Here is a 22,927-nt window from a genome sequence, read left to right on the forward strand (position 1 = left end):
ATCAGAGGTTGTCGGCACGCCCCGCTGCAGGGGACGGAGTCAGGACAGAATCATCGGTCGACCGACCCCGTTGGCGAACAAGATCGGCTCCGAATGAAAATCGAGCCCGAGCTACTCCTCGACGATCTCGTCACGCAGGGCGCCGACACTGCACGGCGCCAGACCGCACGCCGAGGGCGCGTGTTTCTTGCCGCTGTCGAATCCACTCTTGGAGTCCTCCTGGCGCTCGCCCCGGCCTTTGTCGTACCAGGAGGAGGTCGTCGACGCTGCAGCCAACCCGATGAGGATCGTCTCGAGACGTCGTTCCGCTCGAATGTGATCGCGGGAAAGGTGCGTGCTCGACGTCGCGTGCACCACCCGCGCGAAGTACTTCGCGAGCAGCACGTAGATGTAGAAGGCGTGGAGATAGCCGTAGACGTTCCTGAGCTGGCCGGACCACGGGAGCGAGTACTGGCGTTCGGCATCTGGACCCGGCTCCACGAGTTGATCCCTCTCCGAGATCATGTAGAGGAGCTGATGGCCGGCCTCGTGGACGATGGACTCCTCGAGGTCGAGGATGGAGTTGTCCCCCGCCCCGATGTAGATGACTCCGGAATACCTGAGGACTGAGCAGCTCCGGAAACCCGCGTCCGGCAAGTAGCCGATGATCGACACCAGTTCCTCGACCATCGAGCGACACTCGGGCCAGGCCTGGCCGATCCGATGCAGGGCGACACTCGCGACATCGGCGAGGAAGCCGATCGGGTGGCTTGTAGCCGCCCTGCTGCCCGATCGGAAAGTGTAGCTCGGTGGCGTGACGGCCTGGATGAGGCGGTCCAGGTCCTCGCCCTGGACCACGACCGTCGAGCTCTCAAGGCGAGAGGCCTGTGCCTCCCGTTCGCCGATTCTCGTGCGCATAAAGGCGAAATCGCGGAGAAGGTCCTCGAGCTCGGTGTCATCGGCGCCCAGTCCGTCCGACGTCGCCCCGTTGTGCTGACGAGCCAACTCGTCTAGGACGAGACCGAGCCATGCGTGGAAAGCGGGATCACGCATGAGCCGTCGTCGTTCGGTCTCGGAGGCGATCACGCCGTCGAAGTGTTCCGGGAGTCCCGACTCCTACCAGGCTCGTGGATACTCAGTACGAAGGTGGATCGCGAGCGAGACGAACGTCGAGAAGCGATTCTTCCGTACGTCGTCGACCAGACGAGCGTACTCGCGAGTGCTCGAATCCGACGTCGATGAACATGTACCGAAAAGCACGCGGAAACATGTACTTCCACATGGCCCTGCCCACACGGGCAGTCGACACGAACAGCACGCTCCCGAAGAAACGAACACCGGTCACTGATCGCGCACGAATCGTCACCGAGAACGAATTGTCCGAGAACAGAGGATCTCGACTCGACAAGGAGCCTGATCGACATTGCACGCCACTCTGACGGATACAACAGAGCGAAGTTCACTTCTGTGAACAAGTACGACGAATGTCCGGGATCATGGGAAGTCCCCCGTGGTGGCCGGATCAGGTCCCCGCGGGTGGCCGCCACACCCAGGTGGAGCGATCGACGTGCGCGGTCCCCGACGGCGGCAGCCCTCCGCGTCCACCGTCGCCGCCCGGGGGACGGTGGACGCCCGGAGCCGTCGGGACTTCCCGTTCGAGTACTACTCGGGCTGCACCACCTCGAGCGGGGAGTAGCCGTAGCGCTGGACGTGGCGGCCGGCGTAGCCCTTCTCGTCCGGCCAGGTGCACGATCCGCCGACCTCGTAGGTCCCGGGACCGAGGGTCGTGCTCGAGACGACCCATCGACCGTCGGGCGGGATGACGCCGGGGTCCAAATGGCTGTACCCCTGGGTCGGCATGTTCAGCTGCACGAGGGCCTCGGCTCCATCCGCAGAGCACGGCACGCTGGGAGTGAAGGTCACACGCTCTCCGGTGTTGACCCGCGCGCTAGCGAAACGCACACGCGGTGAGGGTCCCGTCACCCGGAACTCCGCCTCCTCGAAGGTCTTCACGACGTTTCGCGACTCCTCTCCGTCGCGCAGGCAGCGGCTCGTGACCCGGTAGCGGCCAGGTGGAGCATCCACCTCCCCGCGGGACGGCACCTCGGACTGCACGTCCAGGAAACCGCTGTAGATCGTTCCGTCTAGTTCGACGGCACCCTGGAGCAGGCCGTAGTTCTGACCGTCCGGACCGATGACCTCGCCCTCGACGATGCCGCTGAAGTCGCCGGCTGGGGACGGGCACCTGTCGGCGAACGCCACGCCTAGACCTGATCCCGCGGGACCGCTGCTCGCCGACAGCTGGGGCGCCCGGCCCTGCTCGACCGCCCCGCCTCCGCCGTCCGGGTCGGCCAGGACGTGCATCCGGCGACTTCCGCGGAGGAACGCCGAGAAGTCCTCGACGGCGGCGTTGCTCCACTCCGCGGTCTCGATGATCCCGCGGATCCCGGACACGCTGATGCCACCCACCTTCTCCACCGACGCCAGCGTGAACGTCGTCAGGGCGACGGCCACGTCGCGGGAGTAGTTGGCGTCGCACGCGAGTCGGCTCCAGTACCCGGCCCGAGCCGAAGCACACGCCTGGAAGTCAGCCCATACGTATCGGAGGTCCTGGTTGAGTGCGGCGAGCTCCGTGGCGATCCCGGCCAGACGCCCTGGCATCCCGAACGCCGTGACCATGCCCTTCACCAGGACGTACTCGGTCTGATAGTCCCGAACGCCGACGACCTCCACGGACCCGATCTCGCCCGACAGGACCGGAATCCTCAGCTGGTACGACGGTGGCAGCAGGTCCGGGTTCTCCTCCGAGTGGAGGAGCTCCATGAGCCCAGCTGCTTCCGTCGGGGCACCTCCGACCGGGGTCAGCTCGCCCTGCCCCGCCGAGCCGGTCCGGTTGACCCGCAGGACGATCTCCTTGCGATTCTGCAGAACGAGGTGGGTGCCGTCGAAGCAGGCGTTTAGCACGAAGTCGGACGGGACGGTCACGCGGCCGGGCTCCGGCACGCACAGCGTGTCGTCCTGCGCTGCGTCGGCCGAGTCGCCGAGTGCGATGAACGACCCGCCGAAGGTGATCACGATGGCCAGGAGCGCGATCGCGGTACGGATCAGGACGCGGTGCGGCATACGCTCCTCATTCGGCTGTCGAGTCCCACGCCCAGCGTCTCGAGCTGGTCGAACGCGCGGTCGTTGCCCGGGTCGACACTGATCTGATCGAGCGCCTGCGCCATGTCGCTCGCCGGGCGGCCCAGGCCGGCGGCCGCGTACTGCCGCAGCGAGGCGGCCGCCCCTCGCACCCGCTGCGGCGCGGACGCGTCCTGGCGGTCGATGGTCGCGAGGATCGCCGACGACAGGCTCCCGATGGCAGGGTCGCCGGCCAGTCGGAAGCAGAACGGGGGCGCTCCGGCGCCCGGACGAAGTGCCGACACCGGAGGGCCGACGGCGGGCGTCGTGGGAGCGGGGCTCGACGTGCTTGGCTTCGGCGGGCCGCCCGCGGAGCCACCGGGCTGGCAGGCAGCTACGAGTACCGCGCATACCAGCGCGATGAGCGCACACGAGCAACTCCTGGCCAAGCGCACGACGTGACCGAACTCGGCCGGCTCGACGTGATTCCGGTTTCGCAAGGTGCCCCCCTCGGATGTGCAGAGATCGTCCCCGGTGTCCGAATCGTTACCGGGCCTCCACCAGGTGGGGCGAGTCGGCGCCCGCGTCGTTCTAGGTCGCCGTCCCGCCATCGGCGGACCTCCTGGTGCACGACACGGCACCCCTCGAACTTCGCGGGCGCGTCGCGCACCGGGGTCTGCTGCTCTTCGACGACGACCCACCGGCGCGGGTCGTGTGGGTGGCCACCGTCGGACAACGGCGACGCCGCGGAGCGAGGACGACGAGGCGCTCGACAGGTTCCGCCGGGTCACGGCCTCGTCGTCGACGAGGACCGGGTCCGACACGACCGGACCCGTCAGACTCGGGTCATGGAAACCGCGCGAACGATGACTGCGGCCGTCACCCGGGATGGGCACTGGTACGTCGCGCGCCGCCTGGAGGTCGAGGTCGCGAGCCAGGGAACATCCGTCGACGAGGCCCTGGCGAACCTCCGGGAAGCCCTGGAACTGTACTTCGAGGACGACGCCGCTCCGGTCTCCTACGAGCACCCGCTGGTTACCCCCATCGAGATCCGTATCCCGGCGTGAGCCCACGCTCCCTCAGGTTCTGCCAGGGCAACGACACGGGTCGGAACGACGTCGCCCTGGAACCTCGACCGCGGCGTGCCATGTTCAATCTGCGTCGATCTTCGGGTCCGACGTGTGGAAACTCTTGAGATCATCGACTGCGACCCAATCGCGGCCTTCCAACTCCACTTCGAGACCTTGCTTCCGGTCGTTGCGCATTCCTGTGACAGGACCGGCGGCAGGGCCCGTTTCCGGCGTCACCACGACTCGTTCGCCAAAGGCCGCAACTGCGAGTGCGAGCGAGAGGCTCCGTGACTTCGCCAGGTCGACCGTGGCCGACACACGATCGTCTGCAGCGGACCCGCGTGTCGTACTGGGAACGACCGCCGCCACGAAAGCCCTCGCGATCTCGGCGCGCGCGTTGTACTGGGCTACCGTCGCAGCCGCGCGGCTCCGGACGTCCGAAGCGACGATCATTGCCACGGCCACCGCTCCGGCCGAGAGGACGAAGAGCGCGCCGGCAATGAACGCTGCCTGACCTGCTGCCGAGAGATCGGTGGTAGCGCTGACGAAGGCGCCCCCCGCTGCCGTGACCAGCGCGGTCAGGGTCGTCCCGCCCGCGACCCAGTTGGCCCACGACTTCGAGAAGAACAGCGCCCCGGCCTGGATCACTTGCACCGAGTCGGGTGTCGATTCCTTGTCGCCGGGCGGTGGTTCGTCGCCGAGGAGACGCAACCGTATGGCGAGCGCGGCCGCGGGCTCTGCGAGATCGGAGCCCTTGGCGTCGTGGGCCGATCCTGGTATCCGGACGTCCGTCACAACTTCCCCCACATTCGAGCTTGCATCTCTTCCCCGAACCCACGAGAACAATGCGCCGACGAACGAGTATCGACAAGATGAATCGAAGCTCGATCGCTCGTTTGTCGTACGCCACCTTCACCGGCGCGACGCCATCACCTTCCGACGGTCGGCTGGCCGGTCGTTCACGAAGGCCCGTTGGCGTGACGAAACCCCCGCGTCACGTCGCGACCGCCCGCCGGTGAGCGCTCAGCCCGCCCAGGTCTCGTAAAGCATCGAGTCGGCCGAGCCGGCGTCGTTCTTGTAGAACTCCCAGCACGCCGCCACGCCGTCCCCGCGGTCGAAGCGGGGGTCGGTCATCGTGCGCCGCGTCCCGTCGGGCAGGTCCGCGATCACCGTCGCCCCGTCGAACGTCAGGTCCACGCGGTACGGACGCACGTCCTGCACGAGCGGGCGTGCGTAGTACGCCGTGTCGACCTCCTGCACAGCGCCGTCGACGAGTACCCCGGCGATCCAGCGGTCGGAGGTGAACACCATGTGGCAGTGTCCGGACAGGGGCATCGAGCCGGTCCAGGCCAGCAGGGCCACCGAGCCCGCGACGTCGCCAGGCCGGAAGCCGAACGTCGCCCCGATCCGGCGGAGCCGCTGACCCAGCGGCTGGCTCAGGTACGCCGCGCTGTGGGCGTCGGGCAGGTTGCTGACGAGCGCACCCCCGCGGATCGCCGGGCGCTCGGTGCTCCCGGACAGCACGCACTGCAGCGGGGCGCCCTCGTCGCCCGTGGCCGGCAGCGGCCCGTCGGGCCGGGCGCTCCACCGCGTGGAGAGCCGCAGCGGGACCGGCGGAGCCGGGGCGACCGCGGGCTCCGCGCGGGCACTGCACGCGCCGAGAGCGAGGGCTCCCGCCGACGCGAGCAGCACCCGGCGGGAGATCACGCCGGTCCGTCCGAGTCGGGCTTCCGCCCGTTCGTGGACGCGGCGGCGTGGGCGGGCGCCCGGCCGGGCTGCGGGGACAACTGCACGGTGGGCGGGCCACTATGCTCGGCCTGCGGGAAGCCGACCGCTGGAGACACCGGAGCCGGGTAGAAGGACGACGACGGCACGGCGGCGTAGTACGTCCCGCCCGCCACCGGCTCGCTCAACGTCAGCACCGAACCGACGACCTTGGCACCGACCGCGGTCAGGCTCTCGACCGCCTGGTCGACCTGCCCGGCCGTCGTCGAGCCCGCCCGGGCCAGCAGCAGCACCCCGTCGACGTGCACGGAGAGGACCGAGGCGTCTGTCACCGGCAGGAGCGGCGGCCCGTCGATGATCACCAGGTCGTACGTTCCCGCCAGCTCGTCGACCAGCTCCCGCATGGAGCGACTCGACAGCAGCTCGCTGGGGTTGGGCGGCACCGTGCCGCAGACCAGCACGTCGACGCCCGTGTTACCCCAGGGCTGGACGGCCATGGACAGCGACACCCGCCGGGTCAGCACGTCGGTGAGCCCCACGGCGTCGACGAGGCCGAGCCGACCGGCGAGCGCGGGACGACGGAGGTCGCCCTCGACGACGATCACGCGACCGGTCTGCGCGTAGGCGGCTGCGAGGGTGGAGACGACCGTCGTCTTGCCCTCGGCCGCCACCGAACTGGTCACCAGGAGCGAGCGCGGCGGCTCGTCCACCGAGGCGAACAACAGGTTCGTGCGCACGCGCCGGATGGCCTCCGCGTAGGCGGGGTCGTCCACCGCGTCCGGAGCGGAACCCTCGCTCAGGGCCGGGCTCACCGGCACGGCGCCGAGCGACATGGCGCCGGCCCGCTGGGCGAGCTCGGCCGCGGTCCGCAGGCGCGTGTCGAGTGACCCCCACACCAGGACGGCCCCCGCGGCGAGCAGCAGCCCCGAGCCACCGCCGACCAGGAGGTTGACCCACCACAGCGGGCTGACCGGGCTGGGGTCGGCCACGGCGGGATCGATGACGTTGACGTCCACCGACGGGGCCGCGCCGGCCTCACGCGGTCGCTCGAGCTCCCCCACGACCTCGATGAAGCGACCCGCGATCGCGTTCGACACCGCCGCGGCCCGCTGCGGGTCGGCGTCGGCGACGGTGACTCCGAGGATCGTCGAGTCCAGCCCGGAGGTCACGGTGACCTCGTCCGCGAGGTCGTCGACGGACATCCGCAACCCGGCCCGGTCGATCGCGGGCTGGAGGACCCGCGCCGAGACGATCAGCTCCGCGTAGGACTTCACGCGTTGCTGAGACAGCAGGCTGCCCTGGTAGGCGTCCTGGGAGTTGCGCGAGACGTCGCTCGCGAACACGTAGAGGCTCGTCGTCGAGGCGTACGAGCGCGGGATGAACAGGGTGGTGACGGTGGCCGCGAGGAGTCCGACGAGCACTCCCGCGACGAGGAGGAGCCATCGGTCCCGCAGGGCACGCAGGAGGGACGGGAAGGTCATGATCGGGCTCCCCCGGGGACGAGGACGGCGGCTCCCACCGCCGTCCGGTGCATGTCGGCGGCCTTGACCGCGGCGACGATGGCGAACGGGACGTAGAGGAAGAGGTCGGTGAGGTTGTTCTCGACTATCCCGGCGACGAGCCAGGCGCCGACGGAGATCATGAGCAGCAGGGGCAGCCCGTCGTAGCGGTCGCGGATCCCCCACGCCTCGGCGACGAAGCCCACGAGGGTCACGAGGAAGCCCAGGAAGACGATCACGCCGCCGCAGGCGAGCAGCTGCAACCAGATGTTGTGGCCGGCGACGGCCACCTGGAATCCGATGCCGTGCCACGGCGACGAGCCGATGTCCCGCAGGGTCTGCTCGGTCAGCATGTCCCGGAGCAGGTTGCTGGCGACCGCGCTGTCCTGCCCGGTCAGGCGCAGGGCCTCGCCGACCTTGCGAGCGGCGCCGGGCACGGCGAGGAGGACCGTCGAGATGGCGACGACGACGAGCACCGCCAGCGGGGCGAGCGCGAGCCGACCGCGCCGGTGGAGCACCAGCGCGACGACCAGCACGAGCAGGGAGACCGCCAGCGCACCGCGGGACTGGGCGACGACGATCCCGCCGAGCAGCAGGAGCACAACCGCCGTCGCCACCAGGCGCGAGGCGCGCCCGCGGGCGGAGACCGCCCGCCACACCGCGAGGGGCAGGACGAGCAGCGCACCCATGGCGAGGTGGTTGGGCTGGACGGTGAGCCCGGCCTGCCGACCGCCCACGTCGACGAACGGCAGCAGCTTCGCGCTCACCGCGGTGAACTCGAACTGGTCGGTCAGCGCGACCAGAGCGCTGACGCCCGCGCCCGCGACCCACGCATCCGCGAGGACCGGGGGCAGGGCGGGGCGGAGCCGTACCGCCAGGGTCGCGGCGAACACCAGGCCGAGGATCGCCACGAGCCACTGGGCCGCGTCGAGCGCACTGCCCCAGGCGACGTGCTGCAGCTCCCAGAGGTCGAAGAACGTCTCGTCGGCGTAGAAGCGGCCGGCCATGTACGACGGGCTCGGGGGCACGAACATGGTGATCACCGCGACGACGAGCACGGCGACGGCGAGCGGCCACAACCAGGCCGAGATCGAGATCGGGCGCCGGAGCCGCACCGCCTGCACGCCGAGCACGAGCAGGGACGCGGCCAGCAGCACCGGCCCCGGCTTGAGCGACCCCACCCCGACGGCGTTCCACGGCGAGCTGAACACCGCCAGCACGAGCAGGGCGATCCCGACGTCGTCCGGTCCCCGCAGCCACCAGAGCACCCCGACCGCCGTCAGGCCCCCCACCGCCGCGACGACGGCCCACGGCGGCACGCTCGTCAGCGTCGCCACGAGCACCGCGCCGGCCGCGAGCACGCCGATCGCGCCGAGGACGACGGCGGCCACGCGGTTCACGACGCCACCCCGGCCGGCTGGGACACGGCGGCGCGGTAGACCCGCGTGATCGCAACCGTCCAGGACGACGGCGCGAACACCTCGTCGGCGACCGTCCGGCAGGTGGCGGCCAGGGACGCCCGCTCCCGCACGACCCGGTCGAGAGCCGCGGTCAGGTCCTCGGTCCCCGGCCTCGTCGGGACCACGACGCCGGTCCCGCGGCGGGCGACGTCATCAGCGGCGCCGTTGCCCGCGAAGGCGACGACAGGAGTCCCGGCAGCGAGAGCCTCGAGGTAGGTCAGCGGTGGACCGGCCTCGGGCCACTGGCTCGGCACCACGAGACCGGTGTACGACGGCAGCGCCGCGCGGATCTCGGCGTTGTCGCGGCGTCCGAGGAAGTGCACGGCCGGCCGCTCGAAGCCGCGCAGGACGGCCGCGTCCTCGCCGTCGCCGATCACGTCGAGTGCACGGTCGCCCGGCCACGCGTCGAGGAGCTCGGGGAGCCCCTTCTCGCGCGAGAGCCGACCGGCGTAGAGCCACCGCTCCCCCGCCCCGGCCCGCGGCGACGGGATCGTCGGCGGCGCGGGCGGGACGAAGTTCGGCACCACGTCGAAGCGCCGACCGGGGATCCCGGCCCGCTCGTACTCGTCGGCCGCCCGCTGCGAGATCACCACGAGTCGGTCGGCCCGCGCGATGACCGGGTGCCGCGCCGGCCCCCCGACCTGCGCGATGGCCAGTGGCGCCGTCGCGAGCCGGGAGCCCTTGAAGCAGGCGTGGCGGACGGCCTCGGCCGGCGACTCGTCCACGCACCGGGTGCAGCGCCGGCCGTCGCGCACCATGGTCCCGACCGCGCACAGGGGTCGGAAGTTGTGCAGGGTCGCGACGACGGGTCCGCGCCAGGCGGCCAGCCACCTCGTCGAGAAGTGCGGGAAGAGGTTGTGGACGTGGACGACGTCGGGTCCGAACGCCTGGAGCTCGCGGGTCGGGTCCGGACCGAGGCCGGTGACCGTGGTCAGGGCGCCCTCGATCGGCCAGGTGCGGCGGCGCATGCGCTCGTCGGAGCGCTGGGCGACGAGCTCGACCTCGTGGCCGGCATCGCGCAGGGCGTCGACCTGCGCGGTCACCGCGAGGTTCTCCCCGCTCGGGACGTCGGAGCGGTAGAAGCCGTGGACGACGGCGACCCTCATGCCGGCACCGCCTCGCGCGCGGGCACGGTGGTGAGCACCGACCAGGCGATGTAGGTCCCCACGGCGAGGGTGACGGCGCCGCTGATCGCGAGCGACCACGCGAGCCCGTGGGTCCCGGCCACGATCGCGCCGACGACGACGCCGACCAGCAGCAGGATCGACCGACCCGTCTGCAGCCCGAAGGCGAGCCCCGCGCGGCGGGTGCCGGCGAGCAGGGCGAGCGTCGGCACCGCGAACGCGGCGAGCGCCGACTGCAGCGCGACCGGGAGGACCAGGTCGGAGTAGTCGGTGTACTGGGGGAAGAGGAAACCCATGACCGGGCCCGCCAGCGTCGCGACCACGAGGACGACCGCGGCGACCGGCGTGACCGCGAGTGCCGTGAGCCGCCACACCGACGGCAGCCCGCTCGAGCCGGCGCCGAGCCGCGCGACCGGCGGCGTCGCCAGGGCGAGAACGGCCCCGAGCAGGACCATCGGGGGTTGGAAGACCAGCAGCTGCACCGCTCGCAGACCGCCCGCGTCCCGGGCGCCGGCGAGTGCTCCGGCGAGCAGGATGACGAGGTACACCTCGAGCTGGCCGAGCACCGACATGGCGGTGAACCACCCGGCGACGTCCCGCGTGGAGCGCAACCAGGGCCCCGGGCCGGCCGGCACCGCGGAGTGTCGGGCCAGGGCGGCGAAGGCGACGGCCCCGGCGAGTGCCCCGACGCCCCAGGCCGTGGCGAACACGCCGATGCCGAGCGCGCCGCCGATCAGCCACCACCCGACGACGAGCACGGCCTGCGCGGCGGCCCACACGACGTCGAGCACGAGCGCGGCGACCGCCCGCCCGAGAGCCAGGAAGGCGTATCGCCCGACGTCCTGCACGAGCGCCAGGACGAGCCAGGGCACGAACCAGACGACGGACCCGATCCACTGGGAGACGACGAGGAGCGCGACCGTCCCGAGCCCGCCGACCAGGACCGCGAATCCCACGGCGGACCGCACGAGAGCCGGGCGGTCGCCCTCCGGGGTGGCCGGGAGCTGGGTGAGCATGGTCTGGCCGATGAGGCCGCGGCCGGTGGCGAGCGCGATCGTCACCACCGCGAAGCCGAGCACGAACAGGCCGAAGGACTCGGGCGCCAGGACGACGGAGGCCGCGAACGCCGTGACGACGTTGGTGCCCGCGTTGAGCAGCTGCGAGGCCATCCCCGCCGCGGAGCTCCGCAGGCTGGTCATGCGACGGTCCGCCGGCGTCGGGCGAGGAAGCGGCGCCGCTGACGCGGCACCTCGAGTGCCTCGGCACCCCCGCTGCTCCGGCGGCCCTCGGCGAGTGCCGTGACCCAGGCCAGGTAGGCCGCCCGCGACGCCTCCGCCGAGTAGTGCGCGGCGGCGTACTCGCGGCCGCGCTGCCCGAGGTGGGCGCCGTCGCCCATCCCGAGCGCGACGGCCGCCTCGAGCAGGAGCTCCGGGCGGCCCGGCTCGACGACGATGCCCGCCGCCGCCGCGCCCATCTCCCGACCGGCCGGGCTCGTCGCCGACGTCGCGGCGACGACCGGGCGCCCGGCCGCGAAGTAGGAGGTCAGCTTGCTGGGCACGCACATCTGCGTGACGGTCTCGCGCTCGTTGAGCACGAGGACGTCCGCGGCGGCGAGCGCGGTCTCGAACTCGCCGTCGGGAAGCGGGTCGAGGAACTCCAGGCTGGTGCAGTCGGCTCCGAGCTCGGCCAGGCGCGGGCGCTGGTTGCCGTCGCCCAGCAGGACGAAGCGGACCGGCAGCTCACGCTGCTCGGCGAGACGGGCGGCGGCCACGACGTTCTCGAGGCCCTGCTTCGCCCCCATGTTGCCGGCGTGCAGGGCGATCGTGCGGTCGACCGGCCAGCCGAGCCGGTGGCGCAACGCCGCGGGATCGCCGGTGGCGCTCGTGGTGTGGGTCCAGTTCCCGATGACGGTGACCGCCCCGTCGGGGACGCCCGCCCGAGCCAGCCCACCGCGGAACATGTCGTGGACGGCGACGATCCCGTCCGCGCGGGAGAGCAGGCTGCGCTCCACCCGCGCGACGGACCGGCCGCCCCGACCACCGAGCACGCCGGTCTCGGCGACGACGTCTCCGTAGAGGTCCTGCACGACGACGCCGAGCGGAACGCTCCCCCACCGCCGGCGCCAGAGGGCGGCGGCCACGGTGAGCAGGGCCGGGCTGACGGCGACCACCACGTCCGGACGGCGGGTACGGACGGCGAGCGACGCGGCGGCGAAGGCCGCCTCCATGCCGATACGGCCCCAGCCCGTCGGCCGGTTGGGCACCGGGTGACGCACGCGGGTGATGCGGATGTCGCCGTCGCGCTCCTCGAGCCGCGCGCCTCGGAAACCCGGCTGGACCCGCCACTGCGGGTAGTGCGGGTACCCCGTCACCACGTGCACGCGGTGACCCGCGTCCGCCCACGCGCGGGCCATCCCGGTCGTGTACGGAGCGATTCCGGTTCTCTCCGGGGCGTAGTTCAACCCCAGGAGAAGAATGTCCAGTCGTCGCACGATCCCCACCCCGGTCGGCTTCCGTCGAACGGATCTCTTTCCTGAGATCCGTCCGGGCACGTTTCACCCGGTGGGGTGAACATCGTGACGCGGGCCAGATCGCCGTAGCTTTCCGTCGCGTTACAGGTCCACTCAGATCATTCTCATCCACCGGTAGGGTGTACCGGGCGTAACACATTCGAGTACTGCCGCGATGCGGCTTCGACGGGCAATCACCGTCGCCGCACTTCCACGAGGAGCATCGTGAGCGAGACGATGACGAAGTCGGGCACCCCCGAGGCGGGTGCCGGGATGTACGAGAAGATCCTCCGAGAACTGATGGTCGCGAGAGTCGTCGCTCCCGACCACACCGTGCTGGTGCAGTTCGCGGGCGAGTTCGACCGGCAGGTCACCGAGCGGCTGGGGTTGCGCCGCGCGACCTTCGTCAACCTGGCCCCCGACTCCCCCTCGAGCCGGCTCGACGCCGACGCGCTCCGGGGCGACGCGCACACGATGGACGTCGCCGACGGCGCGTTCGACCACGTCATCGGGCATGCGGGCCTGCACCACTGCAGCCGACCGCACCAGGCGCTCTACGAGATGTACCGCATCGCGCGGCGCACGGTCGTGTCCGTGGAGAACCAGGACTCCCCGCTCATGCGTCTCGCCTGTTCGGTCGGCCTGGCCGGGGTCTACGAGCACGAGGCGGTGGCCGACGGCGGCGGCTCGACCGGCGGCGTGGACGGCACCGGTGTGCCCAATCACGTGTACCGCTGGACCCGACACGAGGTGCGCAAGACGATCCGGACCTTCGATCCCGGCCGATCCGTCCCGATCGAGTTCCATGCCCACTGGCTGATCGGGACCGACCGGGCACTGACGTCCGGGATGCGCGCTCTGCTCGGCGAGAAGGACTCACGGCAGTCCGCTCCGCGCATTCTGGCCGGCAACGCCATCAATCGGGGTCTCAACAGCGTGGCAAGACGCCAGGGCAACATCTTCGGCTTCGTCGTGCGCAAGGATCTCGCCCGGAACCAGCCCTGGATCGCCTCATGATCATCCGTTCGCGACGCTTCCGCTCCGCTCTCGCGCTGTTCGCCATGGTGGCGCCCGGATTCCTGCGCCGCTTCGTGCATACCCGCCTTCTCGGCTACCGGATCGACCCGACCGCCGTGATCGGCCGCTCCTTTATCGACGTCGACCGCTTCGAGATGGGCCCCGGCGCAGCCATCGGGCACCTCAACGTCATCCGCGGCCTCGAGGACCTGTGGATGGCCGAGGCCTCCCGGATCGCACACCTGAACTGGATCAACTCGGTCCGCCGCGACAAGGGCTTCTTCGAGGACGTCGACCGGCACCTGGCCCTCATCATGGGCTACAACACGTCGATCACGATCATGCACTTCATCGACTGCTGCGCGAAGGTCGAGCTGGTCAGCCGCAGCGTGCTCGCCGGCTATTGGACGCAGGTCATGACCCACACCTTCGACTACCGCACGGCAAGGCAGGACGCGCGTCCGATCACGATCGGCGAGCGCTCCATCATCACCACCCGCTGCACGCTCCTGCCCGGGGTCAAGATCGCCGAACGCAGCATCGTGGCCGCCGGCTCGGTGGTGCACGGCCAGTGCCGCAAGCCGGGCTTCCTCTACGCTGGGGTGCCCGCCAAGCCAGTTCGCGAGCTCGACTTCAGCCAGCTGTTCCTCACCGACGAGCTCACGATCCGCTGAGGCGTGCGAGTCGCTCCCGATCTCGGCGCGAGCTGCTTCACCCGAAGGCCAGCGCTTCGAGCACGGAGTGTTCTTCCTGGCGGCGTCTCCCTCGGCGATGGAGAGACAAGCACTCGAAGCGCTCCCTGTCAGCATCCACCAAGCGCAAGAAAGGCCGAACCATCATCCCTCGCGCGCGGGCTCGTCGACGTGGACGGGCCCGACGGATCGGTTGCGGGGTCGGCGCTGCAGCAGCCGTAATGCTGGTGGCGGGGACGCCCCCCGACGAGGTCCGCGTCGCGGCGGCGGGCTGTCGATTCCGACCCGCAAGACCGGAACAGCTCCGCCGCAGCTGTTGGCCTGCCACCCGGTCGTCGGCCTCAGAGAGCTCTCGATCCTCGATGCGCGCTACCCGGCCGCGCGGCCCCTGCTCCCGGCGCGGCCAGTCCGGCCCGGGACTGCGCTCTTCGGGCCACGGCTGCGGCCAGTACACGGCTTCCGTCAGCCGACCCAGACTCGTAGGCGGCTCTGCACCAGGTGCGTGGAAAGTCGCCTGTGAGGGCCGTCCGTAACGCCTACTTGAAGGGCTCCCGGCTCACGACGGTGCCCTCGTCGCCGCGGGGGTATAGGCCCCGCGCGGCACCCGCTGATCGCGGGCGCCGACCGTCTCGTGCTCATCTCGCGCCCGGCGGCCGACGAGAGGTTCTGAAGTCGTCCTCGCGGGGCTCGCCACGACGAACCTTCTTGAGACCGCTACATCGCTCTCCGATACGATACCGTAGGGGTGGTTACATGAATGCTCAGGTTGAGCAGCGAGCGGGACTTCTCGCTTTCGCGTCAATAATTATCGCAGTGTCGATTGGTACAATCGCGAAGAATGCATCGCCCCTGATTGCTACAGGTTACGCTCTGACACTTCTCGTGCTCGCCGTTGTTCTATATTTTCATATCGTAGCTTGGGTCGAGAAACACCCGAAATCTATCGATATCATCGCGTTCCTCGCCATTGTCATTCTAGTTATAGCCTTCTTCACAGCGTTTGACCCTACGCACTCGTCTTCCCTGGGAGCGGGCGCGGACCGATCCGACGCGTTAAATGTCGCTTTGGACCGCTTGCTTCAAGGGCAGTATCCCTACTACGGACGTACCTACATGGGTAATGAGATAACCCCACTTCCCGGGTCGTTACTCCTAGCCACACCTTTCTTCATCCTCGGAGACGCAGCCTTCCAAAATGTGGTCTGGATACCAGCATTTCTCGTGGCTTTGAATGCCGGAGGGCGACTGCGAGCGGCCCCGACTGTCGTTTGGATTACCGCGGTCCTTGGTTGCGCCGCGACCGTACGGGAACACCTTGTAGGCGACGACCTCTTCGTGAAAGGGGTCTACGTCCTCGCCGCCATATTGCTCGTTCTCAGAGTGAGCGCGAGAACAACGTACTGGCTCCCGCTAGTCGCCGCGTCCATCGCGCTCGGTGTGACGTTGTGCAGCCGTCCTCACTTCATACTGATGCTCCTTCCGATATGCGCTCTCTTGTGGAAGCAAACCTACAGCTTCAGGATGACGTCCACTGTCGCAGTCGGTTCTACGGCGACGATCTTCGTCCTTGCTGCACCCTTCGCTATAGTCGACTGGGCCGGGTTCTCACCTCTTCACGTCGCATCGAAGGTCACGAGCAGCACAAGGATTAGCCCGGCCTTGGTGTTCCTCGCACTAATAGCCCTTGTTACGACTATCGGTCTACTGTGGTGGTTTCGGCCAGGTGTAACCGCAACTATGTGGCTCCTCGCAGGAATCGCTGCAGTGCCTGGCGCACTCGCTTTCATTCAGACTCTACGCGTCACCGGACCGGACCTGTGGCAACTAGGTCTGGCCTCACCAGCAGTGGTGTTCGCGGCTGCCGCGATTGCATGGAAGTCTCCGCCTAGCAAGGACCTGCGGGACGATCAGCGCTTGCTCGACCAGCCTACTGCTCCGCCAGGAATCAACCCGAAGTCCGAGCAAAACGATCGCACTCCAGGTCGTCGACAAATTTAACTACCTAGCGCTGCCCTTGCGGTCCGATTGAGGCGAGTGCCATCTGCCGCTGAGTCGGAGCCAGCTTAATGCACCACCGATCAGGGAGGTGGTGTGGCGTGGTGTGGTGTCGCGTCGCTAGGGAAAGCCGGGTCCCGAGAAGCGGAGGATCGCTAACCCTGCGCCAGCCAGCTTCCAATGGCTCGGGAACGCCGTCACAGCGTACGACCTTGCCTACAAGCCCGTGGCTGACACGATCTGCCGCTCCGACCAGCGCATCTCAACGGCCCTAGTCGAAGCGGCCAACAGTCACCTGAAGGCGCTACGCCACAACGCCCCAGGATGAGCGACGACGATAAATCACCGCGCCCAAGCACTGTTGCGCTGCAGACTACTCGCACTCCTTCTTCTCGAAGAGCTCCTTCGCAGCCACCGTCTTCGGCACCAAAGCCCATCTCGTTGTCGTAAAGGGCAGGTCATCGACGTGTATGGCGGCCGCAATGAAGGACGGCCCCAGCCAGGCATAGTTCGGATATGAACCGATCCGGCCTCTACCCGCCGGCGAAAGACGGAGAACGCCGTTGACAGGCAACCTAGCGTGCCGTTGACGCGAGCAAGAGTTAGGTCACTCCTGTCTTACCGCACGAAGCTCGAAGTCGACAGCTACTTGTCGGGCCGGAATTTGCCGGACCGACTCAACTACCCCCAGATTCGACGTAGAGCTTCGCAAGCAGAAAATGAGGGCGACTCCCAGCAGGACCAGCGCGGGACGGTTGGTCTCCAGCAGATTGTAAAATGCTGCAGAAACTAGGTAGACCAGGAGTACGGCAAGACCGAAATCGTTACGCCTCCTGATCGCGATTAGTAAAGCCACTACGATCGTCGCGGAGAAAAGCGCTAGCCCCGGCAGACCGGTAGATATAGTCAGCTGCAGCCACGAGCTCTCGACACCACGCCGCGAATCGCCGAGTACCTGCTTCCTCTTTGCCTGATCGGCCTCGCCTGGCCCTACCCCAACCAGCATATTCTCCTGCGCGAGCAAGACACCGACCTCGTAGGAATCCAACCGAGATGCATCGGACGAATCTGCCTCCGCACTACCCACCCGACCAGAACCGACGAAGAAAGACGCCAGTGTCAGCGCACCCAATAAAACAACGACTGCGACAAGTGTACGGTAAGCGGATCCTGCACCTCGACGCCTGATAGAAATTAACAGTACAAGACAGGCGACACCGACAAGAAGCGAGATGAGGGAGCCGCGCGACCCCGTGAAATAGACGGCGGCCGAGCAGAGCAGGGCACCCGCAAGAGAATAGAGATGGGCCTTCTCGAAGAGCTGCGAAAGGAAGAGCAGGCAGCTCATTGCAAAGAAAGTTCCATTCAGGAGTGGATGCCCCAAGGACGTCGTTATCCGATATACCTCCCACCCCTGTGACACTGGGTTCTGAGCCAGATCGTATAGTGGTTGGAAAAGCAAGTTATACGACAGTGCACGCTCCACACAGCCATAGATTGCGAGCGCGAAAGCTAACGCCAGCCAACACTTTCTAAGTATCTCAACGGCACGCACAGATGACGTTGCGGCCGCAACAAAAGTAGCAGCAAGGACGATGAAATTCAGAGTCCACAGAGCGCTGCTTGTGGGGTTCGTCGAACCAACGGTCCGGATCAAGATCCAGACCAAGAAGATTGCGCAGGTCACTCCTAGAAGGTTGGGTCGGAGGCGCGTCTGCTTATTTAGTAGCCATCTGAGTGTGAGTACAAGGCCAACTACAAGGGCTGGACTATAACCCGCTGTTCTTGTCTCGACTGGAAGATTGAGAGTGGGCACCAGGACGAAGGAGCCAAAGGTTATTCCGGGAAGCCAGTCGAAGGGCGCAACGAAGAGGAACGTAATGACGGCGAGCGCGAGAATAGTGACTAGAGTCAATACAGCGCCAACTGACGCAATGGCACCGGTCAAAGCGACGAAGACGGCAACAATTAGCACCAGCTCCAGGACCATCCGGTGATTACTGAGGCTCCTCATAGCAAGCTCGTGCTCCGAAGCACCTTCAACAGGTCTGCGACTCTGCTCTCCCAGGAGTGATTCTTCACAATCGATGCGCGACAGCTCGCACTGAGGTCTGGGTTGGGGAGCTCCCCGCCGGCTTGAGAAAGGCGGTTAGCCAGCTCTGTAACATCTCCCGGGCGAAAAAGCCAGCCCCAGCCTCCGGAGCTTATCAACGTTCGCGCGTCTGCGAAGTCAGACGCGAGAATAGGCAGACCCATAGATTGGTACTCGTACAATTTCTGGGGTGAATGGTACATCGACCCCACTTCCATCTCGACTTGTCCGCTATAGGCTAGGTCGAACCTCGCCATCTGCTGTGGGACCTCATGCCAAGGGACACTACCGGTCCACTCTACAGCCGCCTCAATACCAAGCGACGAGCTCAGCTGCTCCAGTCCAGGCCGTGCTGGGCCATGTCCAACCACAACTATCCGGAGCGTCTCACCCGTTGGATCAAGTTCTCGGACCGCCCGGAAGAGAACGTCTAGCCCTGCCCATTCCGCGACGTACCCTACGAATCCAACAACCAGGTGTCTACGGCTCCGGTCCTTTATGGCGTGCTGCGGCCGAAAACGCTCAGGGTCGGTCGCGTTAGGGAGGACCACGATCTTGTCCGGGGGCAGCCTCGCTTCGGCGGCAATGAGGTCTCGGAGCGAATCGCTAACTGCTACCACGAGATCTGCCTGCCGATAGCACTCGAGCTCCATCTTCTTCGCCGTCCGGATCAGTCTGAGATTACTTCTCTCTCGGCTGGCCTCGTACCAGAAGGGGCCGTTGCTCTCCACCACCCAAGGCACAGAGTGATCGGTCCGCCTTAGACCGATCTGTTGGAAAGTCGCATGACGTTCATACACTAAGGCGGCTGAAGGACGAATATGGCGTCGAGCGCGCCACCCAGCGTATTGGGCCACACTCAGGCGAGCGAGATCACGCGCTGTAGCCTGTCTGTGCCCTGGCGATCCATGGCTGCCGGCACTGCCCGCTCGTAGAGCCTTCGGGATGGTGTTATCTTCACCTGCGAGGTAGACATTTGCTTCATATCCATTGCGCCGCAGTCCTTCTAAGAAGCCCGAGATATGGGCTCGTGGTCCAATTGATTGGGACGATGGGTCCCGCGAGACGCTGAGTGCACCACACAAGTACGCAATCTCGGCCATCCTCTTAGCTCCTTCGAGGTCCGGGAGTCGGACGAGACGGATAAGCCGCCGACGCTGGAGGGCTCCCTCGGAGCTCGGTTGTAGCAGCTTGGCTTTCATTCGCTGTGGTACGTGCTGCGGAAGCGCCGTCGGGGCTGGGAGTCATTGCATCCGAGTAGTAGCTTCCATATTGATAGCTCCTCCTTTGTAGTGGAGCACCGTTGAACACACAACCCGCGAGCTGTAGGTCAACTTTTCGAAGCGCAGCTACAGAATCTCCAAGCATGTTTCGTGTCGTCTCACCCCATCGGCATACCAGTAGAGCGGCGTCAACACTCGGAGAAAGTTGAGCGGCATCCGTCACCGCAAGCACAGGAGGCGTATCAATCATTACATAGTCGAATCGCCCTTTGGCTTCCTCAACTAGGCTGAACATACTGTTCGAACCCAGCAACTCACTTGGGTTGGGCGGTAGTTCCCCGCTCGTTAGGACATTCAAAGCGCCCGCGACGAGTTGCAGGCAGTCGGAGAGCTGGGCACGCCTGGTTAAGACAGTTGTTAGACCCACGTTAGATTCAAGTCCCAGCCGTGAAGAAATCCGTGGCCGGCGAAGGTCTGCTTCGATCAGCAAGGTTCGAAAACCTGCAATGGCTAGCGCATGGGCGAGGTTAATGGATGTGAATGTCTTACCATCCCCAGGTGCACAGCTTGTAATCGCTATGACTTTGCTGTCTGATTCAATATTTACAAACTGGAGGTTGGTGCGAAGCTCCCGTAGAGACTCCCCGGTTATGCTGCTCCCCTCTCTCAGAACCATACTCGAATCCTCACGAACTTGCGTGTCTTGTGGGATTGTTCCTAGTACGGGCGCTCCACTTACTTCAGCTAAGGTGGCAGACGACCTCAAAGTGGTATCAAGCGAAGCGCGCCACCATGCGACCGCCATTCCAATCAGAATCCCAACAAAAGCGCCTACAACCAGATTTAGGAATGTGTTCGGCGACACCTGTGGAGCTGGAGGGACCGCAGCTTCCACAGTTCTTGCAACGACAATCGGAGGTCTATTGGAGTCCAAGGGACGTTCGAGTTCGGCCACCAACCGACTGAACTCGTCAGCAGCAGCATTAGCGATCGACACGGATTTCTGCGGATCGTTAGTGCGCACGTCGATGTTTAACAGGACCGAGTCAGGGACCGCCGAAGCAGAGATATACTCTGCAACCTGTGATGGCGAATCGGGTAACCCAAGATTCCGAGCAACTTGGCCGCCAACACGAGTACTTTCAACGAGCTGAGTATACGAGGCAATCCGCTGCGCCGTTAGGAGGCTGCCTTGGTAGGCGGCGCTCGCATTGTCCCCTGGATATTGCGCCGAGATATACATGGAGATGCTTGCTCTATAAGTCGGAGGAGTAAGCAGGCTGGCGAGGTAGCCAGCTAGCGCGCCGACTAGTACTCCTGCTACAACATAAGGCCAACGGCGAAGGATAGATACTACTGCTTCCCGAGGGTTCATCTCGGTCCCACTTTCGTCATGCGAGCCGACAACACTTCCCAGTATCTAGCTGCGCTGCTCTCAGGCGAGAACTCTGAGAGGTCGGACTCAAGCCTTTGCGATTGCAGCGCAATGCTGATTGCTTCGCGTAGGGGTTCCGCTGCAGCTCGTTGCGCAAGCACCCCGCCGACATAACGTGGCACCAGTTCTCGTAGTCCGGGAACATCAGTTGCCACAACTGGGGTACCTAGAAGTCCTGCTTCCGCAGCCACGAGGCCGAAGCCTTCCCAACGTGACGGAACTATGACAAGCCTACTCTTGCTCATGTAGGGGTACGGATTTTCGATGTGTCCTAGGAAAACACATCTGTCTTGCACCCCCAACTGTCTTGCGAGAAGTATTGCATTGTCAAGTAGTGGCCCTGTACCTAGGAAGGCAACACGCAGCTCGGGCAGCGCCGACATCGCATGGAGAAGCAGATCCTGGCCTTTCGCGTGCCTGAAAGCGCCCACGCATACGGCCGTGACGACATGCTGCGAATCGACGCCCGAGAACCACGGATGTTCGATCACCTTCTCCGATCGCAGCTTGATCTCTGAAATCGGCAGCGCATTATAGATCGTGAAACATCGTGTAAGGTCCAGCGCGAAAGCCTTTTCGCTCCTGCTCGTTACTTCCTTACTCACTCCAACGAATGCATCGGCGTGATGGTAGAGCGTCTTCGCTAGACGGAGAAGTACTCGCTCACTTCGCTCGATCGATAGGTTCTCTGGAACGTTATGCTCAACGACGCAGACCGGGATCCGCAGCGCCTTTGCGATCGGGATACAGACCAAATTGCTAAAGAGCATATTCGACAGCAGCACATCTGGCCGGTTTTTCACCAGAGTTAGACCCATCTTCAAGATTAACTCAAAGTAGCCGATCGATCCCTTGAAAGTTCGATCTAGGGAACGGCTGTTTTCTATCTTGGGAGGAATGGTCAACTCGGTCTGCGACCGACGCTCAAGTGTTGTAAGCGAAACATCAGCATATCGAGTCAATCCGGCAGCGATGACAGTCGAGACCCGCTGAGCTCCGTAGGGATGCAGATCGTTACAAACTACCATCAAACGAGCAGGCCCTTCACGCTCAGACCGCCTCGCCCGACGCTTCCGCAAGCAGCTTTCTCTTACCATCGAAGCAGCCTCTCGAGGGAGGCATGTCAGCAGTCGAAGGACCCTTGCCGTCGCACCTAACCTCAGGAGCTCTTGCTTGACAACTCGCCGACCCTCGCGTCCGCCTCGAAGTAACACGCGCGCCCGAAATCGTGCCGAAAGTCGGTGGAGTCCCTCTCGATCGAGGCCATCAGTCATCTCGCCGAGCGCTCTAGTTAAGAAGGTCTCTCTAGCTCCATCCTTGACGCCGGTGTATGCGTTCTTGGCGTGAATTCGTTGATATGCCAGCTTCGTTTCTAAATAGTAGCCTCGACCCAAACCGGCGGAGACGAACTTCAGGTAATTGTCCTGAGAACTGAGAGGCAGCGGCAGCGGCAGGCGCGCCTGCAGAAAGTCTCGCCGCCACGACAACCCAGCAGTCGGCGGGAATTTGGTGGGGAGTTTTCCCCTTCGCGCAGCCGCTCTGTGGTCCTGTGGGCCAGATACTAAAGAAACTCGGGTGTCGTTGGGTGGCGGGACGAGTTGCGAGTCTTGGTCAACATATTCCACATCATGGTATACCCATTGCACATCTCGATGCGTGGCGTAGATTCGGGCGACTTCTTCGATACGGAGATGGTGCATAAGATCGTCGGAGTCAAGTAGCAGGATGATGTCGGATATACACTCGTCAATAACTCGCGCTGTCGCAGCGCCTACGCCACGATTCTCGGTGTAGATGACGGTGATTGATTTCTCGTAGGCTTGAAGGACGTTGCGGCTCGTGTCAGTTGATCCGTCATCCACGACTACAACCTGCTCTGCTGTGATCGTCTGATCAAGCACAGAGTCTAGGCATTCTCCTAGGAAGGGTCCGTAGTTATAGTTTGTGATAGCTACGGACACCGACGGTAGTGGATCGACAGTCATAC

Annotated in this window: 18 protein-coding genes; 4 read left to right on the forward strand and 14 right to left on the reverse strand. The window is 65.8% G+C overall.

What is annotated here, in order from left to right:
- Positions 1-111: 111 nt before the first annotated feature.
- From WCD74_RS01340 to WCD74_RS01350, 3 genes are all read right to left on the reverse strand, one after another.
- Entirely contained in the window at positions 112-1,065 is a 954-nt protein-coding gene (locus WCD74_RS01340; RefSeq protein ID WP_337693012.1) for an aKG-HExxH-type peptide beta-hydroxylase, read from the reverse strand.
- 576 nt (positions 1,066-1,641) lie between these two features.
- Complete coding sequence (locus tag WCD74_RS01345) at positions 1,642-3,102, reverse strand: hypothetical protein (RefSeq protein WP_337693013.1); 1,461 nt, start codon at positions 3,100-3,102, stop codon at positions 1,642-1,644.
- Positions 3,084-3,404 (reverse strand): hypothetical protein, encoded by a 321-nt coding sequence (locus WCD74_RS01350; RefSeq protein WP_337693014.1) that lies wholly within the window; start codon positions 3,402-3,404, stop codon positions 3,084-3,086. The genes WCD74_RS01345 and WCD74_RS01350 overlap by 19 nt, the downstream gene beginning before the upstream one ends.
- Before the next feature lie 543 nt (positions 3,405-3,947).
- Between WCD74_RS01350 and WCD74_RS01355 the strand changes: the two genes are divergently transcribed.
- Positions 3,948-4,166 carry a type II toxin-antitoxin system HicB family antitoxin gene (locus tag WCD74_RS01355; protein ID WP_337693015.1) on the forward strand — a complete coding sequence of 73 codons (219 nt, stop codon included), beginning with the start codon at positions 3,948-3,950 and terminating at the stop codon, positions 4,164-4,166.
- A gap of 84 nt (positions 4,167-4,250) precedes the next feature.
- On the opposite strand, the gene WCD74_RS01360 is transcribed toward WCD74_RS01355, so the two are convergent.
- The 7 genes from WCD74_RS01360 to WCD74_RS01390 all read right to left on the reverse strand — a co-directional run bounded on the left by WCD74_RS01360 (position 4,251) and on the right by WCD74_RS01390 (position 12,528).
- On the reverse strand, positions 4,251-4,964 hold the full coding sequence (locus WCD74_RS01360) for a hypothetical protein (protein ID WP_337693016.1): 714 nt from the start codon (positions 4,962-4,964) through the stop codon (positions 4,251-4,253).
- Between the two features lie 228 nt (positions 4,965-5,192).
- Complete coding sequence (locus tag WCD74_RS01365; protein ID WP_337693017.1) at positions 5,193-5,876, reverse strand: hypothetical protein; 684 nt, start codon at positions 5,874-5,876, stop codon at positions 5,193-5,195.
- On the reverse strand, positions 5,873-7,375 hold the full coding sequence (locus tag WCD74_RS01370) for a tyrosine-protein kinase domain-containing protein (RefSeq protein WP_337693018.1): 1,503 nt from the start codon (positions 7,373-7,375) through the stop codon (positions 5,873-5,875). Before WCD74_RS01370 ends, WCD74_RS01365 begins: the two co-directional genes overlap by 4 nt.
- A complete protein-coding gene (locus WCD74_RS01375) occupies positions 7,372-8,793 on the reverse strand; it encodes an O-antigen ligase family protein (protein WP_337693019.1) in 1,422 nt (473 codons plus the stop codon). The genes WCD74_RS01370 and WCD74_RS01375 overlap by 4 nt, the downstream gene beginning before the upstream one ends.
- Positions 8,790-9,959, reverse strand: coding sequence for a glycosyltransferase family 4 protein (locus tag WCD74_RS01380; protein WP_337693020.1), 1,170 nt, complete (start codon positions 9,957-9,959; stop codon positions 8,790-8,792). The genes WCD74_RS01375 and WCD74_RS01380 overlap by 4 nt, the downstream gene beginning before the upstream one ends.
- On the reverse strand, positions 9,956-11,176 hold the full coding sequence (locus WCD74_RS01385) for an MATE family efflux transporter (protein WP_337693021.1): 1,221 nt from the start codon (positions 11,174-11,176) through the stop codon (positions 9,956-9,958). The genes WCD74_RS01380 and WCD74_RS01385 overlap by 4 nt, the downstream gene beginning before the upstream one ends.
- Positions 11,173-12,528, reverse strand: a complete 1,356-nt coding sequence (locus tag WCD74_RS01390; protein ID WP_337693022.1) for a glycosyltransferase family 4 protein — start codon at positions 12,526-12,528, stop codon at positions 11,173-11,175. Before WCD74_RS01390 ends, WCD74_RS01385 begins: the two co-directional genes overlap by 4 nt.
- A 291-nt stretch (positions 12,529-12,819) precedes the next feature.
- Between WCD74_RS01390 and WCD74_RS01395 the strand changes: the two genes are divergently transcribed.
- The 3 genes from WCD74_RS01395 to WCD74_RS01405 all read left to right on the forward strand — a co-directional run bounded on the left by WCD74_RS01395 (position 12,820) and on the right by WCD74_RS01405 (position 16,193).
- The gene (locus WCD74_RS01395; RefSeq protein ID WP_337693023.1) at positions 12,820-13,503 is read left to right on the forward strand and encodes a class I SAM-dependent methyltransferase; all 684 of its coding nucleotides are present in this window, start codon (positions 12,820-12,822) and stop codon (positions 13,501-13,503) included.
- Positions 13,500-14,177: an acyltransferase gene (locus tag WCD74_RS01400; protein WP_337693024.1), complete on the forward strand. Its 678-nt coding sequence runs from the start codon at positions 13,500-13,502 to the stop codon at positions 14,175-14,177. The genes WCD74_RS01395 and WCD74_RS01400 overlap by 4 nt, the downstream gene beginning before the upstream one ends.
- 771 nt (positions 14,178-14,948) lie before the next feature.
- Positions 14,949-16,193 carry a hypothetical protein gene (locus WCD74_RS01405; RefSeq protein WP_337693025.1) on the forward strand — a complete coding sequence of 415 codons (1,245 nt, stop codon included), beginning with the start codon at positions 14,949-14,951 and terminating at the stop codon, positions 16,191-16,193.
- 604 nt (positions 16,194-16,797) lie between these two features.
- On the opposite strand, the gene WCD74_RS01410 is transcribed toward WCD74_RS01405, so the two are convergent.
- Genes WCD74_RS01410 through WCD74_RS01420 form a run of 4 tightly spaced genes read right to left on the reverse strand, consistent with a single transcriptional unit; the run spans position 16,798 to position 22,925 of the window.
- Complete coding sequence (locus WCD74_RS01410; protein WP_337693026.1) at positions 16,798-18,180, reverse strand: O-antigen ligase family protein; 1,383 nt, start codon at positions 18,178-18,180, stop codon at positions 16,798-16,800.
- A 20-nt stretch (positions 18,181-18,200) separates the two neighbouring features.
- On the reverse strand, positions 18,201-19,484 hold the full coding sequence (locus WCD74_RS01415; protein ID WP_337693027.1) for a glycosyltransferase family 4 protein: 1,284 nt from the start codon (positions 19,482-19,484) through the stop codon (positions 18,201-18,203).
- Entirely contained in the window at positions 19,390-20,880 is a 1,491-nt protein-coding gene (locus tag WCD74_RS29900; RefSeq protein WP_373696018.1) for a tyrosine-protein kinase domain-containing protein, read from the reverse strand. Before WCD74_RS29900 ends, WCD74_RS01415 begins: the two co-directional genes overlap by 95 nt.
- Positions 20,877-22,925: a glycosyltransferase gene (locus WCD74_RS01420; RefSeq protein ID WP_337693028.1), complete on the reverse strand. Its 2,049-nt coding sequence runs from the start codon at positions 22,923-22,925 to the stop codon at positions 20,877-20,879. The genes WCD74_RS29900 and WCD74_RS01420 overlap by 4 nt, the downstream gene beginning before the upstream one ends.
- Between the last annotated feature and the right edge of the window lie 2 nt (positions 22,926-22,927).

The sequence above is a fragment of the Actinomycetospora aurantiaca genome (genome assembly GCF_037401875.1).
In the GTDB taxonomy this organism is placed as follows: domain Bacteria; phylum Actinomycetota; class Actinomycetes; order Mycobacteriales; family Pseudonocardiaceae; genus Actinomycetospora; species Actinomycetospora aurantiaca.

Excerpts from the sequence above, each read along its gene's own strand:
- WCD74_RS01345 (WP_337693013.1), bottom strand. The coding sequence starts at position 3,102 with ATGCCGCACCGCGTCCTGATCCGTACCGCGATCGCGCTCCTGGCCATC.
- WCD74_RS01355 (WP_337693015.1), top strand. The coding sequence starts at position 3,948 with ATGGAAACCGCGCGAACGATGACTGCGGCCGTCACCCGGGATGGGCAC.
- WCD74_RS01370 (WP_337693018.1), bottom strand. The coding sequence starts at position 7,375 with ATGACCTTCCCGTCCCTCCTGCGTGCCCTGCGGGACCGATGGCTCCTC.
- WCD74_RS01380 (WP_337693020.1), bottom strand. The coding sequence starts at position 9,959 with ATGAGGGTCGCCGTCGTCCACGGCTTCTACCGCTCCGACGTCCCGAGC.
- WCD74_RS01385 (WP_337693021.1), bottom strand. The coding sequence starts at position 11,176 with ATGACCAGCCTGCGGAGCTCCGCGGCGGGGATGGCCTCGCAGCTGCTC.
- WCD74_RS01400 (WP_337693024.1), top strand. The coding sequence starts at position 13,500 with ATGATCATCCGTTCGCGACGCTTCCGCTCCGCTCTCGCGCTGTTCGCC.
- WCD74_RS01405 (WP_337693025.1), top strand. The coding sequence starts at position 14,949 with ATGAATGCTCAGGTTGAGCAGCGAGCGGGACTTCTCGCTTTCGCGTCA.
- WCD74_RS01410 (WP_337693026.1), bottom strand. The coding sequence starts at position 18,180 with ATGGTCCTGGAGCTGGTGCTAATTGTTGCCGTCTTCGTCGCTTTGACC.
- WCD74_RS01415 (WP_337693027.1), bottom strand. The coding sequence starts at position 19,484 with ATGAAAGCCAAGCTGCTACAACCGAGCTCCGAGGGAGCCCTCCAGCGT.
- WCD74_RS29900 (WP_373696018.1), bottom strand. The coding sequence starts at position 20,880 with ATGAACCCTCGGGAAGCAGTAGTATCTATCCTTCGCCGTTGGCCTTAT.
- WCD74_RS01420 (WP_337693028.1), bottom strand. The coding sequence starts at position 22,925 with ATGACTGTCGATCCACTACCGTCGGTGTCCGTAGCTATCACAAACTAT.